This window comes from Lunatimonas lonarensis, assembly GCF_000390185.1.
Lineage (GTDB): Bacteria > Bacteroidota > Bacteroidia > Cytophagales > Cyclobacteriaceae > Lunatimonas > Lunatimonas lonarensis.
This window is the reverse complement of record NZ_AQHR01000091.1, coordinates 1-17,504: the sequence shown is the minus strand read 5'-3', so window position 1 is coordinate 17,504 and position 17,504 is coordinate 1. Positions and strand designations below refer to the sequence as shown.

Genomic DNA, 17,504 nt, shown 5'->3' with positions numbered 1-17,504 from the left:
GAAAAAAAAATGACCTTAGATAAACACCTTATCAGCGAAGACTTTAAACAGATCCAATCCCATATCTGCGAACAATTGGAACAAGCAGACGGCGTCGGCTCTTTTATCCGCGATCATTGGCAGCGACCGGAAGGAGGTGGTGGACTTACCCGGGTGCTCAACGACGGTGCCGTCATTGCCAAAGGCGGGGTCGCATTTTCGGCTGTCCATGGCCCTACACCCGAAAAAATCCTCAAAAAGCTGCAACTGGATACCGCTGATTTCTTTGCTACCGGGGTATCCATCGTCATTCATCCCGTGAGCCCTATGGTTCCCATTATCCATATGAACATCCGGTACTTTGAGATGAGTAATGGTGTCTATTGGTTTGGCGGGGGCATAGACCTCACCCCCCATTATGTGGTACCAGAGGATGCGGCCTTTTTTCATGGGCAGCTAAAAAACCTCTGTGACCGCTTTGACCCGGACTATTATCCAACGTTCAAAGCTTGGGCCGACGATTACTTTTTCCTGAAACACAGGCAGGAAACCCGCGGAATTGGAGGCATTTTCTTTGATCGATTGACCGAAACCGCGTCAAAAACCAAAGAAGACCTATTTTCGTTTGTCAAAGAAGTCGGTTACCTGTTCCCGAGAATTTACACCCACTATATGCGAAAAAATGCAGATATTCCCTACGGAGAAAAAGAGCTTGCCTGGCAAGCACTGCGCAGGGGCCGGTATGTGGAATTCAACTTGGTGTGGGATGCAGGCACGAAATTCGGCTTGGACACCAATGGGCGCACCGAAAGCATTCTCATGAGTATGCCTCCTCAGGCCAAATGGGAATACAACCATCAGACCACCGAGGGATCCGCTGAACAGTTTACACTGAAACATCTCCAAAAAGGCATTGATTGGCTAAACCTAAGCAAATGATAGACGCGCTGATCGAGTGGGATGAAAGTCTATTTCTGTATTTAAATTCCTTACGCGCTGACTGGCTAGATCCCGTTATGCGCACCCTTACGGGAACGTTCATATGGGTTCCGCTCTATGCGTTTTTGATCTATCTTTTGATTCGAACGTACCGGATGCAATCCATTGGCTACATCGTAGGGATAGCCCTTCTTATATTGCTGGCAGATCAGTTCACTTCTGGGTTTATGAAGCCTTTTTTTGAACGCCTCCGCCCATGCCACGATCCCCGGTGGCAAGGTATCCTGTTCAACTATTCAGGCTGCGGTGGCCAGTTTGGGTTTGCGTCCAGCCATGCTTCCAATACCTTTGCCATAGCTACCTACTTCTGGCTGGTTTTCCGCACGCACTCTTCTCAATGGCTTTTTCTTTGGGCAGCAATCATCTCCTATACCCGCGTGTACCTGGGCGTACATTACCCGGCAGACATAGTGGTAGGGGGGCTGGTAGGTATAGCCTCCGGGTTCGTTGTGTATCACCTGATCGACAAACTCAAAATCCTTCTACAAGCCACCAAGGAACCACGAAGTTAAGGGAAAGCCTAGGAATCGTATCCCCTTAGGATGCGTTGTATGTATTTTCCAACCACATCAAACTCCAGATTTACCCGGTCACCCTCTACCAGTTGATGGAAGATGGTATTCTCAAATGTATAGGGAATGATCGCAACGGTAAAACCACCTTTTCTTGAGTTGAAGCAGGTAAGGCTAGTGCCATTGACACAGATAGACCCTTTCTCCACGGTGACATTACCAACGGAAGGGTCGTAGGAAAAATCAAACTCCCAGCTACCGTCCTTTTCCATGATTCGCACCACCGTACCAACTTGGTCTACGTGGCCCTGTACAATGTGTCCGTCAAATCGTCCATTTGCCGGCATACAACGTTCTATGTTGACCTTTTCCCCTATTTTCCAATCTGCCAGATTTGTCTTTTGGAGTGTCTCCTGCACTGCGGTGACCCGATAAAAATCCACCTTTACGTCCACCACGGTAAGGCACACTCCGTTATGGCTGACAGACTGATCGATCTTCAATTCTGTTTGAATAGGACTGGCCAAGTCGATATGCACATTGGAGCCTTCCCTAGTCAGCTGCCTGATTTCGGCCATGGTTTCTATAATTCCTGTAAACATGTTTGTATAAGTCAATTGGGGCTCTCTTGGTTTAGTTTTGTAAATTTAATTCGTCCGAAACCTAAAATTAACCTTAACTTAGTAAAATAGAAGGTTTATCTGTTTGGATCTTTTTCGCATTTATGTTGAAACTGGAAGACTCATACATTCATAAGGGAAAGCGCAGGGTATTAATAGACACACTTAGGAAAAAAGGCATTACGGATGAAAGGGTCCTAACGGCAATGAACACCCTTCCTCGGCATTTCTTCTTTGACAGTGCGCTTGTGAGCCACGCCTATGAGGACAAAGCGTTTCCCATAGGCGAGGGACAGACCATCTCCCAGCCCTACACGGTAGCTTTTCAAACTTCCTTGTTGAGTATCCAACCTGGCGACAAGGTATTGGAAATCGGCACCGGTTCCGGTTATCAGGCAGGTATCCTGTACCTTATGGGCGCAAAGGTCTATTCCATCGAATACAACGCCAAGCTGTATGAGCAGACCAAAACCTTCCTTCCCAAAATCAGCATCCGGATCAAGCACCTTCATGGAGATGGCAGCCTAGGGGTGCCTGAACACGCGCCGTACGACAAAATCATCGTCACTGCCGGCGCACCCGTGGTCCCCAAGTCGCTGCTTCATCAGCTCAGCATAGGCGGTGTATTGGTGATCCCGGTAGGCAATCGGCAAAATCAGCAAATGATGCGGTTGACAAAACAAACAGAAAAAAACATCCTGCAGGAATCTTTTGATGGTTTTTCCTTTGTTCCATTATTGGGAGACGAGGGATGGAGAGTACCCTAGTCTGAAATCGAGCGGCTTGCATTCGAAGAACCAAAACAATCCATGTGCAATACGTATACCATCTTCATTTGGGCCAATAGAAACAGCGTAGCAAGATCTGTGCATCAAACCAGAAAGGCTTCTGATCGCCAAAGACCAATGAAACAACCATGACAGAAAAAAAATACGTGAGGGAATCACAGGCTACCATGACTGAAATGGTATTGCCCAACGACACCAATACCCTGAACAATCTGATGGGTGGAAAACTGATGCATTGGATGGATATCGTAGCGGCCATCTGTGCACAGCGACATTGCAACAACATCGTCGTAACGGCTTCTGTAGACAACATTTCCTTTAAAAACCCGATCGCGTTGGGCAACGTTGTTACCTTGAATGCACAAATTACACGAGCGTTCACAACTTCTATGGAGATATTTCTGGAAGTGTACGCCGAAGACATACCAGCCAACAGTAAGCTTCTTACCCACCGGGCTTTCTTCACCTTTGTGGCCGTGGACAAATCCGGCCGACCGGTGAAAGTGCCAGAGGTAACACCTGTCGGAAAAGAAGAGGAGGAACGCTATCAGGGTGCGCTAAGAAGACGACAGCTGCGCCTGGTATTGGCCAAACGGATGGATCCCCAAGATGCGACCGAGCTTAAATCGTTGTTTGATCTGGAAAAAAGCGAAAACGGCTAACCCTATGGGAAAACAAGATATCCAAGAAAAATTCACACTACAGGAACTAGCGCTCTTTTTGAAAGAGGAAGTGTATGTGATCGGCGCGGACCAGGAAAAACTGCTTTTTTCAGATCGGCTTAAAAAGCAAATATCCCTACCTCTCAGCAGTTCCGGTTCTGTCAACGAGCCCGTAGAAGAATACGAAGAGGAAGCTTACCAATTACCCTACGAAGGACAATTCACTAAAAAGATTTTGGTAGTCTATTCGGGTACAAACCTTCCGGTAGAGCTCAAGGAATTCCTGCTCAAAATACTAAGTGCCGTAGACTGTAAGCTGCCGGATATCGCCCTTACGTCTGAAAACGCGTTAAAAGTTACCGGTGAATCCGGCATTCCATCCCTAAATCCCGAAAAAATCATTGTGTTCGGGAAAATCGACAACCCGATTCAACGTTTAAGAAAGATCCCCTATGAACTCGTGTCTGACGGGGAATCCGAGCTTCTGTTTGCGGATTCCCTTGAAGAACTGAACGAAAGCACCGACCTAAAGCGGAAGCTTTGGAAAAGTATGCAGACCTTGTTTAATATCAAAAAATAACCATGACTAGAGAAGAAAAGTTAAAAGTGTTGTCCCAATTTCGGATGGTGAGCATAACAGAAGGCATTTCCATGCTGGTACTGGTTTTTGTCGCCATGCCGCTGAAGTACATCTTCGAACTACCCCTAATGGTCACCTACGTGGGATGGATCCATGGCGTGCTGTTTATGGTATACATGCTGGTTCTTTTCCCAACCAGCCGAAAGCTGCGATGGACCTTTCGAACGGCTGTGATGGGTCTCATTGCGGCGATTTTACCTTTTGGTCCCTTTTTGTTTGACAGAAAACTGAAAAAACAGGAACACCTGATCGCTTCCTCCCACTAACCGCTTACAGCCATGGCTGTCATTAGTAAGAAAAAAATCGTCTATCCCATCAGCAAGGGCCTAAGGAGCTACCTGATCAACTATGGTAGGGAAGTGGATATACCCATTCACTATAAAGACCTTCTGAGGTACAGTGGATCCATTGCCTTGTATGATTCACGGGGAAACGACACCCTTTGGGAGACAGTGTTTTACGACGAATCAGACCGCAACGAGATTCACTATAAAGTAAAAAAAATCTATGCCCTCCTGAAGGCCGACGGCGATATGACCGTCATGCAGCACCTCTATGTAGACCGCATCGACTTGTGCGTCTATGGCAATACGCAGCCATTCCGGGTGCGGATCGTAAACCGTATCAACGATAATTTTGACTATTTCTATATCAAGCATGCGGACGCCTCCCGCGTATATGGCTTGGAATTGGAGCATCTGCTGTCTCCAAATCGTATCAGCTACTTGGTGTACAAGGATTCTTTGATCGAGGAGCATATCGCCGGTATCCCGGGTGAACAGTTTATGAAGCAGTACATGCCTGACGACCTGTTGAATCCCATTCGGCTTTCCAAGGAGTTTGTGAAGTTTAACGAGCGCTGCTTTGTACGTTTGCTCGGCGATATGCATTCCTCCAACTTTGTTGTTGATATTACACCCGATTTTGAGGAAATACATTACCGTATTAGGGCCATCGACTTTGACCAGCAATCGTATGAGGGGAAAAAATCAATTTACCTGCCCCAATATTTCAAACAAAACAACAAACTGATCCAATTGGGGATCGCCCATATAACGCCCGAGTCTATGGCGCAATACCAACGGGAAGAACGGGCCCTGATCGCAACCCGGCTGAAATCCTCGCCAAAGGAGATCGAGGACATTCTACGCAGCATGGAAGCAGATACCGTGTCTACCAAGGAGAACATAGAATCGCTGAAACGGGAATTGGCCAGACATTATAAAAACCCACAATTCTACCAATGTCGTAACATGGGCCAAATCCTTCGTGTCAGTCTAAATCAACTGCTGTACCGCTAAAGGAACGTTACTTTTTTGGCACTATTCATGCCGTTTATCTGTTATAACTTCATATGAAGTAACACCGTAAATAAGGCAAATGACCGGTTCGGTGTGGTTTTTCATTTTCAACCATAAATTGTTATCGATATGAGTGTATCAGAAAAAAGAGTGTTTAAAAAACTGGGCTATAACAAAGATGAATCCGAAAAAATAGTAGCTTCCCTGAACAAACTATTGGCAAACTACCATGTGCATTATCAAAAGCTACGGAATTTTCACTGGAACGTAACCGGCGGTGATTTCTTTGAACTACACACAAAGTTTGAAGAACTGTACAACGAGGCCTTTGCCAATATTGACCTCATTGCAGAGCGTATCAGGGTTTTTGGCATGAAGCCTTATAGCCTGATGACCGACTATCTGGAGCACTCGGACATCAAGGAAGTTGGCACCAACCTGAAATCCCGGGAAATGGTCGAAGAGGTACTGAGGGATTTTCAAGTGCTGGTGGACAATATGAACGAATGCGCAGAAAAAGTTAGCGAATTGGGTGATACAGCTACGGAGGATATGTTGATTTCCTTCATCAAAAGTCTAGAGATGCATCATTGGATGCTGACCTCCTTTCTAAAATAATATGCTGTCGCGTCATGACCAAACCCCGGCCTGTAAACTCAGGTCGGGTTTTTAGTTTTATGCCCTATCCGAACAGCTAGATGTTAAAGCTAGATAATACGGTTCTCTTAGTGCCTGTTCGTAGACGACGCCATCGACCGCATGTAGCCGCATCCGATTATCGTACCTGCGGGCTGTTTTTCGCTTTTCAACCTCCGAACAGCACCGCGCGGCCATTCATAGAAAGAGCCACCCTACAAATAGCCCATAGTTTGGCTTAAAATGCATTGATGGGCCATACCGATCCAGGTTGGCCCCTAGTCCAAAGGAAAACGCTTGTCGCTTCAATCCCGCCCGCAGCTGTAAAAAGCTTCGCGCATGGCTACCATCGGCTAGGCCATGCACATACATAAACTGTAGTCGGGTGTACAGCTCGGTGCTGGGGCTTAGTGCAGGCTTGTATTCGTATATTCCAAATAGCTCTGCATTTTGGGAATTGTTCAGAAAAAAGGTCAGAATGGACACCGCCAGCCAGTCCTTGTTTGCAAAAGTATGCTGTGCACCCGCCACAGGAGAAAAGCCCACTTCATTGTTTACCGTACTCCCTCCTACCAATGCAAAACCTTTTTTGAGGCTATAATTCAGCAGAACAGGTGCCACCATATCCAAATCCATCGCTTCATTCGTGTACTTTGCCGAAAACGTGGAAACACTTAGCAAGCCGAACCGACTGTCAGGGGTAAACTTTTTATTCACCACCATCTGAAAAAACGCCCGCTCATGGCCAAACATCCATTCCACGGGAGTAGGAGGCTTAGGAGGCCCCTCCTGTGCAAATGCAGGGTAGGACAGCCAACCACAACCCATCAAAGCGAAGGCAAGGAGGATAGCACGGAGATTAACTTTGGTCAGTAGATTCATCGGCCTAATATCTGAAATTTCATTTAGAAATACGTTCAGGTGATTCGAATATATGGCATGTAGCAAAGACATATCAATCGACGAAAAATGGGCACCGATCATTTGACTGACGCAAACGGCTGGAATAAACTACCCAAATATCGCCACCGAGTTTTTTGGCGTGGCAATGTTGAGGCCCTTTTTATGCCAAGGAAAGGCGATCGATTATTTCTTCCAAGCTTTCTTGCTCACTTTTTATCCTCCAGCAACGACCAGGATTACCACTAGCACGATCAATCCCCCCAAAACGACAGTTACAAACTTCCAGGAATTATGGGCTTTTCGCAATTCCATAAAATAAAACGCTACCAGCAAATACTTGGCAAAGGCCACACACATAATCAATACGGTTGACCAGGGCCGTCCGAGCAAAAAGCCATTAACCAACACGCCTGCAACGGTAAGGATGACCAAAAACACGAGTATTCTCAAATTTAACTGAATCATTCCTTTAGAAAATCAAGTAAAGTACAGGAAAAATAAGGAGCCATATTAGGTCACACATGTGCCAGAAGGCCGCCCCCGCTTCTAAATCAGAAACATTTACACCGGATGGATTCACGCGAATAACTCTACCCAAAACCAGCAAAATGACCACCCCAACAAGTATGTGAACCAAATGAAAACCCGTCAGCAGCCAGTAAAAGGTGAAGAACATATTATCTCCTATCTCAAACCCACTTTTCAGTTTCACAACATATTCATAGTTCTTGAGCATTGTGAACACCAACCCTCCCAATACAGTCCAGTTCAATGACCGGCCTGCCGGCAAAAAGGCTTGGTTTTTGAAATGGTAGACCGCCTGAGCCATAAAATAGCCGCTGACAAGTAGTACGATCGTATTCGCCGTCGCCAAAGGGGTATTGAGCAACTTTCTAGATTCGCTAAATAACTCAGGCTCCAGAGCCCCATAATACACCAGGCCACCTATACCAAGGCCAAATGTGGTCAACTCCAAGAGGATTATCATCCACAGCAAAAGCCCACCTGGCGGATCTATCAGGTTCTTATACTCGATTTCTGCTGATCTATTTTCCATTATCAATGAGTTTAAGCAAAGGGAAATTTTACATCTTAAGGTTGGGTTCACCCATACTTCATTTTTTCAAAAAGCTTAACCAGCGAACGAAGAAGTTCTACAGGTGTAGTCAAAATCTGATAATGGCTTTGTCCAAACATTTGGGGAAGGTAGTACCTGGCCTGTGCTTCTATGGCAAGGGCATAGGAGTGTATTTGTTTTTCATTTAGCTCCCGGAGTGCCTGCTTGATATCTTGAATGCCATACTTTCCTTCATAACGATCGTAATCGTTGGGCTTGCCATCCGAGATCAAAATCACCCACTTATCTTTGGTAGGCCGCTGAGCCAATCGGGCGCCGGCATGTCGCAGAGCAGTGCCGATACGCGTATACCCCTGAGGCTCTGCGGCCCCAATCCGTAGCCTACCTTGCTTCCAATCCTCACCAAACTCCTTTAGGGTAAGATAGGTCGAGTAATTACGGGTCTTAGAATAAAAAGAATCAATGGAAAAATCTATCGCATATTCATCCAAAATCTCCCCAAATAGGATAGAAACTTCTTTTTCAACATCTATGACCCGGTTATTGGCTGCATAACCATCGCTCGATAGACTTATATCCAAAAGCAACAAGATGGAAAGGTCGTTTTCTTTTTTTCTTTTTGACAGGTAGATATTTTCAGAGGGGGTCTTTCGCAGATGCACATCTGTAAACAAATCCGTGAGTGCATCAAGGTCAAAGGCCTCTCCCTGATTCATTCTCCGCTGTTGCTTCATGCTGTTATTGACTGATGCCAGCATTTTTCGAAGGCCCGTTAGCGTCGAGGCGTTTTTACAAATCGTATCCTGATAATATCCGAGGTCTGATTTCTGAAGTGTTTGGGGATACACTTTACAAAAATCGGGTTTATAGAGCCTCTTCTTGTAATCCCACTCATCGTAGCAAAGGTGAAAGCCCTTTTCGTCCCGCTCCGCACTTTCTGAAACGGTGGTATTTTCTACAAACTCCGCCTGATATACTGAATGGACAGGATCATCTACCCTCACGGTAAACTTCATACTCAACTCCTCCAGCGCATCTTGGTGATCCTCCAGATCATCTTTACCATCAAAGTCCCTCCAAACACCATTGGATTCCTCCGCCGTTTCCACCTTCTCAAAATTGTGCAGCAACACATAGTCTTCCTGCTGTTTTTTGTCAATGGTAAGGTTTTTCACCTCCTCTACCGCTTTGGCCGTCAAGGTAGTGGTGGGATTCTCTTCCCTACCTTTTTTGGTTCGATCGTCAAAATCCTGCAATTTATCCTTTTCGCCAAGGGTAGGATCCGCATACATCCACTTACCATAAAGCAGACTAAAATCGGGCTTTTCTCCGCGCTTCGCCTGGGATTTAAAATGACCCCTTAATTTTTCGTGCATTTGGGAAGCGTTTCCAAACTCCTCGTACAGTTTCTCCAAAACCGATGGAGCTGTCTGTTCAGCCATCTGACGGGAAAGAATGAGATCATCCTCCTCCCTGTTCCAATTATATCCCAAATCCTGCTGTGCACATAGGTAAAGGGTTCTAAAAAAAAAGAAAGATAGATTTTCTTCCCAATTCGGGAATACGGAAAAGGAAATTGGAAGGAAGAAACTGTTGTGTTTATAACCTCCTTCTGCTTCGGCAGGATAGATATCAATTGCGTTTCCGGTAATGGCGCGGGCCAACAAAGTCAACCTTGGCCTGATTGCATGCAAATATACCGCATGCTGTATTTCATGCGCCGCTTTCAGTCTACTCTTTTTAAAATAACGAACCAATCTACCGTATACCCACTCATCTACATCTAGCCCCATATTCTCGACCTGTTAATGTGCACACCATTCAACCTCCCTTTATATCAAGGTTTTATCATCTATTCCTTACAGGTTACTATACCATTCAACACAGGTGATATACCCTATACCGTTAAAAGCATATGTGCATAAATATCAACCCTATTTCAATATCAAATCATCAGATCCACCAAATCCTTCATCGACTCAATAGCCTGTCCATCATCGCTGAGAGGTTCCACTATGGCAGCATGACATGCCAGCCTTTTTGGAAGACCAGATCGAATCAGTTTTGCCGCATCGACCAACAAACGGGTGGAAACGGTTTCGGCAAGTCCCAACTCAGTGAGATTTCGGATCTTTCCGCCGATTGCGACTAGCTTTTTGGCAATGTCTTTATCGACACCTGCTTCATTTACTAGGATTTCAGCTTCTGCTTTTGGCCCGGGATACTCAAAGCTTAAGGCCACAAAACGCTGTCTGGTAGAAGGTTTAAGCTCTTTGAATCCACGTTGGTAGCCTGGATTAAAGGAAGCGATCAGCATAAAGTTTTCATGGGCCTTCACTGTTTCACCCAATTTATCTATGAAAAGCTCTCTTCTGTGGTCTGTCAACGAGTGGATGGCTACAATTACATCAGGTCGCGCCTCTGCAATTTCATCCAGGTAGAGGACTGCACCTTCTCTCACCGCAGTGGTCAATGGACCATCAATCCAAACCGTTTCGGCCCCTTTTATAATAAACCTTCCAATAAGATCCGTGGAAGAAGTTTCCTCATGGCAGGAAATCGTAATCAGTTTCTGCCCAGAGACATGGGCCATATACTCCACAAACCTAGATTTTCCACTTCCTGTGGGGCCTTTTATAAGCAAAGGCATTCGGTTTCGGAAGGCATGTAAAAATACCTCTGACTCTTGATGCGTCTGATGGTAATAAGGTGCTTCGATGACCATAATGTTGATTTTTGAGTAATGAAAGCCGAGTTGCCGAAAAAGCAACCCGGCACCTATCAGGAATCGGCAGACCTGATAATGAAACAAACCATCAACCGATATTTGCTATGTTGACAATTCAGGTAACGGCGCTTAACCGACCAAAGCGACCTCTTCTTCTTTTTGGGTCAGGGCTTCGTCAGAGGGCCTACCATATTTGATGAATTCGTAGATATACATACCTACACCAACGCTGAAGAGGGCCGCGCAGAGCAACATTACCACAAAGTGGATCTTGACCTCTTCCTGGGCAACCATGAAATCCATGCCAAGCCTTCGTTCTAGGTAAACCTGTACCACTCCAGCCACTCCCAAAGCGGTAACCATGCCGAGCATTCCGATATTGGATAGCCAAAAGGCCATGTGCCCGGTGGTATTATCGTGACGTTTTCTGCCAGTGATATTAGGCATCGCATAACTGATAATGGCCAATACGATCATGGCGTAGGCACCCCAAAAGGCATAATGCCCATGCATGGCCGTTACCAGCGTACCGTGGGTGAAAATATTTGTCTGTGGAAGCGTATGGGCGAAACCAAGCAAGCCTGCTCCAATAAACGAAACGATTGCCGCTCCAATAGTCCAGAAAAGCGCTATTTTATTTGGGTGATTTTTTTCACCTTTTCTGTACATGTAGACGGCAAATAAGGCCATTGCCAAAAATGCCAGCGGCTCCAGTGCAGAAAAGACGCCGCCAACCACCAGCCAGATTTTATTGACACCGATGTAATAATAGTGGTGACCCGTTCCAAGAATACCCGACAAGAAAGTAAGGCCTACGATTACGTATAGCCACTTTTCAATGACTTCCCTATCCACACCTGTAAGCTTGATCAACAAAAAGGCCAAAATACCTCCCATGATCAATTCCCAAACGCCTTCAACCCAAAGATGAACCACCCACCAACGGAAAAAGGAATCCGTCACTTGAGAATCGAACCAAATCATACCGGGAAGGTAGAGCAACGCAGCAAAAACCAACCCCATGGTCATGACCAACGCAGTAGTAGTTTGTCTTTTACCCTTGAACAATGTAGCCAAAATAATCCCAAGGAAAAGCAGGACATTTGCGACCACCAAATAATCCAGTTCGCGGGGAATCTCTAGAAATTTCCTGCCTTCCCATATATTGAAGTGGTATCCTGTAATAGCAGTTACTCCAACAACCGCCAGCGAAATCAATTGTATATAGGCCAGTTTAACACTGACCAACTCCCGTTGGGATTCCTCCGGAATGATGTAGTAGGCGGCCCCCATAAATCCGGTGAGTAACCACACGACCAACAAATTGGTATGCACTGCCCTTGCGGTATTGAATGGAACCCAGTCATGGAGTCCATCCATGCCGATTCGGGCAAAGCCCATGATAAACCCATAAACGATTTGTAACCCAAAGAGTAGCATGCACAAGGCAAAAAACCAGTATGCTACTTGTTGTGATTTATATTTCATATGATTATTCTTTAATTTTGTCTTTAGCCAAAGGTGATACTACTCTCTCAAATCCGTTAAGATCAATCTCTCCTATCCATTTGAAATATTCGACCATAGCATCTGCATCTACCGAACTCATTTCATAGGCGACCATTTTTCGGCCATTTGGAGCCCAGGGAACCGGTGACATAAGGATGGCCTTGATCATCGACTCCCCTTTTCGGTCTACTACCTTCGTAAGTTCGGGTGCATAATACCCACCTTCGCCCAATATGGTATGGCATCCCATACAGTTATTGGTTTCCCATAGGTGCTTTCCCCGGATTACCTGATCCGTGATGTTCTGATGATTGGACTGGTCATTTCCAGGGGCCATAGAGTAAATGGTCAATCCGATGAATATCAGAAAGGTTACCACCGTGCCACCAAGAAAAAAAGCCCTCGCCTGCGATTTTGACAACATATACGTGGGGTTTAGTTAATTATTATATATAAATACCTTTTTATCGTTATTAAGAACGAAGATACAGCTAGAATTGAAAAATCCGATTTGTTTTTAAAAAAAAATACGCCAAATTGACGATAGACTGACAAACATCACTATCATACACTTCCATTTATCATCTTTTGGACGTGGCACAACGATTTATTTCCAATCGCTATGAATAAGACACCTTGTAGAACCTGTTGCACTTCCTCCTGCCTCGTGAAATTCTGCAATGAAAAATGGCTAGATCGTTTATCTAGCCTCAAAACCTCCCCAACCTACCCGAAGGGTCAATTTATCTTTATGGAGGGCAGCTTGGTAATGGGAGCCTATTTCGTCCGTAAGGGCAAAGTAAAGGTGATAAGTTCGAGTTTGGACGGAAAAGAACACACGGTTAGATTGGCCTGGGATGGTCATATGATAGGTCATACAGGGATTGGGATGGAAACTTACAGCATTGGTGCCGTAACCTTGGCAGAATCCCAGATTTGCTTTATCGACAGTCAGGCACTTTTCGAGGCATTTATGGAAAACCCTAGGTTTACTTTTGAAGTAATGCGCTTCTATTCGAGAGAGTTGAGAAAAAGTGAAATAAGAGCCAAATGCTTTGCCCTGATGAACAACGAGGAAAAGGTAATATTTGGTTTGATCTATCTTTCGGACAGCTTTTTGCCACATCGCGATGACAATCAGGTCGAAATCAATCTTAGCAGGCAGGAAATCGCCCAAATTGTCGGCACCAATCCAGATCAGGTGAGTAGGGTATTGTCATCCTTAAAGAAAAACAGACTGATTTACACCAAAGAAAGATGCATTTATCTGTTAGATCTAGCTAAACTCAAAGAAGCGATCAGTCACTATGCTTTTCCAACCCATTACTGACCTTAACTTCCTGCGTTTTCGCAGAAAGTTACCTGTCAAAAAAGTTGTCTTTAGTTGATTCGAATCATTTTGGCTGCCATAGATTTTCTGTTACTTTGCTAACAATTAGGTGTCGGTGTGAGCCACCGATACCCGGTCAGATCTCAAACACTAAATGTATAAAACCATGGTTGCGAAAAACATATCAGTATTTAGAGGATTTCTTTATCTTATTATCTTTATTTATACAGGGATATTCTACGCTTGCACCCAATCTCAATCTGAGAACACCCGTCGAACCTCTTCCTCTAAAGATTACAGCAAGATCAAGGTATTTGGCGAGATGACCGCCGAATTGACCGCTCCACCGCACGTTCCACCACCGGTCGGTAATAGACCAGCTATGAAGCTGTTCATGGAAATGGAGATTACGGAGGAAGAAATGGCAATGACGGACGGGGTATCCTACCTTTTCTGGACTTTTGGTGGAACGGTGCCGGGATCCTTTATCAGGACAAGGGTTGGGGACGAAGTCATATTCAAAATCAAAAACCACCCGGACAACAAATTACCCCACAACATAGACCTCCATGCCGTTACGGGTCAGGGCGGGGGGGCCGAAGCATCCTTTGTAGCTCCCGGCCATGAAAAAACCTTCTCCTTCAAACTTATCAACCCCGGCCTTTATGTGTATCACTGTGCCACCGCTCCCGTAGGAATGCACATTGCCAACGGAATGTACGGGCTGATACTTGTCGAACCTGAAGGGGGCTTGCCTCCCGTGGACAAAGAGTTTTATGTCATGCAGGGCGATTTCTACACCGAAGGACGGTTTGGAGAACCTGGCTTTCAGCCCTTTGATATGCAAAAAGCATACGATGAAAGACCTGACTACGTTGTGTTTAACGGTAGTGTAAATGCGTTGACCGGCGAAAATGCGCTCCAGGCCAAGGTCGGGGAAACGATTCGAATCTTCTTTGGAAACGGTGGTCCAAATCTTGCTTCCTCCTTTCACGTGATCGGAGAAATATTCGACAAAGTATATATTGACGGAGGCGACCAGATTAACTCCAATGTAGGTACAACATTGGTACCGGCGGGCGGTGCCGCAATCCTCGAATTTAAAGCAGAGGTCCCTTCGAATTTGGTATTGGTAGACCATTCCATATTCAGAGCTTTCAATAAAGGAGCGCTGGGGATACTAAGCGTAACAGGTGAGGAAAACAAAAAAATATTTGCCGGGGAAATAATGGAAGGCATCTACCTTCCTGAGGGCGGCACTATCCAGAAAATGCCAGTAGATGAAACAAGGGGGCCGGCACCCACCTCAACGATGACAAAGAGTGAATTGATGGAATCCGGCAAAAAACTATATATGCAGGCTTGTTTTGCCTGCCATCAGGCCAATGGAGAGGGAATAGCCAATGCTTTTCCCCCACTTGCGGAAGCTGACTACCTAAACGCCGACGTGAATCGCGCGATTGATGTATTATTATATGGACTATCCGGCGAAATTATGGTAAATGGAAACAAATACAACAGCATCATGCCCGCCCAGCAACTAAAAGACGAGGAAGTCGCTGCTGTGTTAACCTATGTATATAATAGCTGGGGAAATAATGTAACCGAAGTTACACCCGAAATGGTGCGTAACAGAAGAAAATAAAAAAGCATTCGGGGGAGACTTACAGTGTGGTACACCTTCATACTGTGCAACCTGCTAGGAGAAATCGGGGCAGGGGTACGCCTCCAAAAGGACGCTATCGGGGTGGCCATCCTGAAATCCCGGGGCAGGTTCTTAAGGCTGAATAACAATTATGAGAACGATGGAAAAGACAATCATGTTACTTGCGGCCCTGCTTATGGTAAACAACGCTTCTGCCCAGGAGGAGAATATGGCACTCGTAAAAGGGGGCATTTATTCTCCCCTATATGGGGTTGGCGAACAAACTGAGATACGTGTTGAAGATTTTTACCTCGATATTGTACCGGTGACCTACGCAGATTTCCAACAATTTATCGTTGATCAGCCAAAATGGCGGAAATCAAATGTGACCAAACTATTTGCTGATCTCCGGTACTTATCCAACTGGATAGACGATAAGAATGCTCCGCCCTCTCTATTGGACAAACCCGTCACTATGGTCTCCTGGTTTGCCGCCAAAGCATACTGCGAGTGCCAAGGGAAACGCCTCCCTACAGTGGATGAATGGGAATATGCAGCTATGGCCTCTGCCTCAAAAAGGGATGCCCGTCCAGATAGCCTGTATAACATATCCATACTCAGAAGCTATGAACAACCCCGAACCTACCTAAAAACGGTAGGGAGCTCAGAGGCGAATTACTGGGGAATCAAAGACATGCACGGCGTGGTCTGGGAGTGGACACACGATTTCAATTCAATTATTCTGACCGGGGAATCACGTAACAATGGCAATACGGACGCCAGCTTATTTTGTGCGGGAGGCGCTCTAGGTGCAAAAGATATGATGAACTATGCGGCTTTTATGCGGTATGCCATGCGGGCTAGCCTCAAAGCCAATTATTCTTTGACAACTTTAGGGTTTCGTTGTGCGAAAGAAGGCTCTCCTCAAAACCAAATTACCTTTAACTAATTTCCGTCATGCGTTACTATCTATCATTTCTATTTCTTTCCTTCCTCTTTTCTTGCGAAAAAAACAAACTAGACCACACGTCTCTTTTGGAAGAAACCATTGATGACCTATCGATATACCAACTTCCGTCAGTTTGGAATACCCAAGATGGCCGGACCATCGAATTCAAAGATCTCAAAGGAAAACCTTTGGTCGTAGTGATGATCTATACAGCCTGTAGAACCGCCTGTCCGAGGTTGGTAGCTGACATGCGGATGATCGAAGAAAAGGTTTCTTCCAAAAAAATGAAGGATATACAATACGTAATGGTAAGTATAGACCCTATCAATGACACCACTGAAAAGCTGAAGCAATTTGCCAAAGACAACCAAATGGAAGGAAGCGAGTGGCTTTTCTTACAAGGCACCGAAAATGGCGTCAGAGACTTTGCCAATATCATGGCAGTAAAATATAAACAGATTAACCCTATAGACTTTTCCCATTCCAATATCATATCTGTTTTTGATAGAAACGGTGTCATGAACTATCAAAAGGAAGGACTTGGATTGGTAAATGATGAAATTGTCGATAGAATTATCGCCGTCGCTAAAAATTAAGCCCTCTTTAAAACTTAAAATTTCGAGGAGCATATAAATGGAACTTCTCCTTCCAATCAACCTAAGTCGATAAATCAGGATTACAAATCCAAATGAACCGGAGTTCGGAATTGCAAATCTCCGTCACCTGATGATAATTATGGTTTATTCCTGAGAAAAAATCAATTTGAATTAGGCATTTAACAAATAAAGGCCTTGTAGGGGTAGGGCGGCTGTGCCAGCATCCTCACAACCAGATTCTCGAATATCCGCTCCTTCATCATGTGCCGGTTAAACCGGTAGGTGTATTCGTTGATATACGGTTGCAGGGCCACCACTGAATGGTGGGTTCCCCTAACCCAGGCCTTGAACATCATAATCACACGGTGCATGGCACCAAAATTCTCCCCCTTTTTGCCCGACCTTTCACGTACCAGGTTGGGAAACTCCCTCTCCATCCCTTTGTAACCGGCCCAGCAGTCCGTCTTCACCAGCGCATCTGCAGCTATATGGTCCCGCATAAAGCTGCCCAGATTGGCCTTGGACGCCGATTCGATCACCCTGCCATACCAGCGAGATACGCCTCCCCGCACCTTTTCGATCCCCACTACCACGATCCTCTTTTTCCCTTCGTTTCTGCCTATTGCCTT

General features: G+C 45.4%; 21 protein-coding genes. 12 read left to right on the top strand and 9 right to left on the bottom strand.

Annotated elements, in window-relative coordinates; translation table 11 throughout:
• Positions 1-9: 9 nt before the first annotated feature.
• Positions 10-918, top strand: a complete 909-nt coding sequence (gene hemF / locus ADIS_RS15970; RefSeq protein WP_010855671.1) for an oxygen-dependent coproporphyrinogen oxidase — start codon at positions 10-12, stop codon at positions 916-918.
• On the top strand, positions 897-1,490 hold the full coding sequence (locus ADIS_RS15965) for a phosphatase PAP2 family protein (protein ID WP_316931250.1): 594 nt from the start codon (positions 897-899) through the stop codon (positions 1,488-1,490). Before hemF ends, ADIS_RS15965 begins: the two co-directional genes overlap by 22 nt.
• 8 nt (positions 1,491-1,498) lie before the next feature.
• On the opposite strand, the gene ADIS_RS15960 is transcribed toward ADIS_RS15965, so the two are convergent.
• Positions 1,499-2,092 (bottom strand): riboflavin synthase, encoded by a 594-nt coding sequence (locus ADIS_RS15960; RefSeq protein WP_010855669.1) that lies wholly within the window; start codon positions 2,090-2,092, stop codon positions 1,499-1,501.
• A 122-nt stretch (positions 2,093-2,214) separates the two neighbouring features.
• Between ADIS_RS15960 and ADIS_RS15955 the strand changes: the two genes are divergently transcribed.
• The 6 genes from ADIS_RS15955 to ADIS_RS15930 all read left to right on the top strand — a co-directional run bounded on the left by ADIS_RS15955 (position 2,215) and on the right by ADIS_RS15930 (position 6,119).
• Complete coding sequence (locus ADIS_RS15955) at positions 2,215-2,877, top strand: protein-L-isoaspartate(D-aspartate) O-methyltransferase (protein WP_010855668.1); 663 nt, start codon at positions 2,215-2,217, stop codon at positions 2,875-2,877.
• Between the two features lie 149 nt (positions 2,878-3,026).
• Positions 3,027-3,560, top strand: a complete 534-nt coding sequence (locus ADIS_RS15950) for an acyl-CoA thioesterase (RefSeq protein ID WP_035806466.1) — start codon at positions 3,027-3,029, stop codon at positions 3,558-3,560.
• A gap of 4 nt (positions 3,561-3,564) precedes the next feature.
• The gene (locus ADIS_RS15945; RefSeq protein ID WP_010855665.1) at positions 3,565-4,140 is read left to right on the top strand and encodes a hypothetical protein; all 576 of its coding nucleotides are present in this window, start codon (positions 3,565-3,567) and stop codon (positions 4,138-4,140) included.
• A 2-nt stretch (positions 4,141-4,142) separates the two neighbouring features.
• Entirely contained in the window at positions 4,143-4,466 is a 324-nt protein-coding gene (locus tag ADIS_RS15940) for a DUF3817 domain-containing protein (protein ID WP_035806465.1), read from the top strand.
• A gap of 12 nt (positions 4,467-4,478) precedes the next feature.
• Positions 4,479-5,501, top strand: coding sequence for a hypothetical protein (locus ADIS_RS15935; protein ID WP_010855663.1), 1,023 nt, complete (start codon positions 4,479-4,481; stop codon positions 5,499-5,501).
• Between the two features lie 129 nt (positions 5,502-5,630).
• A complete protein-coding gene (locus ADIS_RS15930; protein WP_035806463.1) occupies positions 5,631-6,119 on the top strand; it encodes a Dps family protein in 489 nt (162 codons plus the stop codon).
• A 216-nt stretch (positions 6,120-6,335) separates the two neighbouring features.
• Here the strand turns inward: ADIS_RS15930 and ADIS_RS15925 are convergent, their stop codons facing one another.
• The 7 genes from ADIS_RS15925 to ADIS_RS15895 form a co-directional block, all read right to left on the bottom strand.
• Positions 6,336-7,019, bottom strand: coding sequence for a hypothetical protein (locus ADIS_RS15925; RefSeq protein ID WP_010855661.1), 684 nt, complete (start codon positions 7,017-7,019; stop codon positions 6,336-6,338).
• Positions 7,020-7,253: 234 nt separating this feature from the next.
• On the bottom strand, positions 7,254-7,505 hold the full coding sequence (locus ADIS_RS15920; protein WP_035806461.1) for a cytochrome C oxidase subunit IV family protein: 252 nt from the start codon (positions 7,503-7,505) through the stop codon (positions 7,254-7,256).
• 4 nt (positions 7,506-7,509) lie between these two features.
• Entirely contained in the window at positions 7,510-8,097 is a 588-nt protein-coding gene (locus ADIS_RS15915; RefSeq protein WP_010855658.1) for a cytochrome c oxidase subunit 3, read from the bottom strand.
• 47 nt (positions 8,098-8,144) lie between these two features.
• Entirely contained in the window at positions 8,145-9,911 is a 1,767-nt protein-coding gene (locus ADIS_RS15910) for a nitric oxide reductase activation protein NorD (RefSeq protein ID WP_010855657.1), read from the bottom strand.
• A gap of 152 nt (positions 9,912-10,063) precedes the next feature.
• Complete coding sequence (locus ADIS_RS15905) at positions 10,064-10,843, bottom strand: CbbQ/NirQ/NorQ/GpvN family protein (protein ID WP_010855656.1); 780 nt, start codon at positions 10,841-10,843, stop codon at positions 10,064-10,066.
• 132 nt (positions 10,844-10,975) lie between these two features.
• On the bottom strand, positions 10,976-12,334 hold the full coding sequence (locus ADIS_RS15900) for a cbb3-type cytochrome c oxidase subunit I (RefSeq protein ID WP_010855655.1): 1,359 nt from the start codon (positions 12,332-12,334) through the stop codon (positions 10,976-10,978).
• A gap of 4 nt (positions 12,335-12,338) precedes the next feature.
• Positions 12,339-12,779, bottom strand: a complete 441-nt coding sequence (locus ADIS_RS15895; protein ID WP_010855654.1) for a c-type cytochrome — start codon at positions 12,777-12,779, stop codon at positions 12,339-12,341.
• A 198-nt stretch (positions 12,780-12,977) separates the two neighbouring features.
• Between ADIS_RS15895 and ADIS_RS15890 the strand changes: the two genes are divergently transcribed.
• The 4 genes from ADIS_RS15890 (at position 12,978) to ADIS_RS15875 (ending at position 16,875) form a co-directional block, all read left to right on the top strand.
• Positions 12,978-13,685, top strand: a complete 708-nt coding sequence (locus ADIS_RS15890; RefSeq protein ID WP_035806459.1) for a Crp/Fnr family transcriptional regulator — start codon at positions 12,978-12,980, stop codon at positions 13,683-13,685.
• Positions 13,686-14,067: 382 nt separating this feature from the next.
• Positions 14,068-15,330: a copper-containing nitrite reductase gene (gene nirK / locus ADIS_RS15885; RefSeq protein ID WP_010855652.1), complete on the top strand. Its 1,263-nt coding sequence runs from the start codon at positions 14,068-14,070 to the stop codon at positions 15,328-15,330.
• 160 nt (positions 15,331-15,490) lie between these two features.
• On the top strand, positions 15,491-16,279 hold the full coding sequence (locus tag ADIS_RS15880; protein ID WP_035806497.1) for a formylglycine-generating enzyme family protein: 789 nt from the start codon (positions 15,491-15,493) through the stop codon (positions 16,277-16,279).
• Positions 16,280-16,287: 8 nt separating this feature from the next.
• Entirely contained in the window at positions 16,288-16,875 is a 588-nt protein-coding gene (locus ADIS_RS15875) for an SCO family protein (RefSeq protein WP_010855650.1), read from the top strand.
• A gap of 179 nt (positions 16,876-17,054) precedes the next feature.
• On the opposite strand, the gene ADIS_RS15870 is transcribed toward ADIS_RS15875, so the two are convergent.
• The coding region (locus tag ADIS_RS15870; RefSeq protein WP_035806457.1) for a transposase at positions 17,055-17,504 on the bottom strand (450 nt) is incomplete at its 5' end.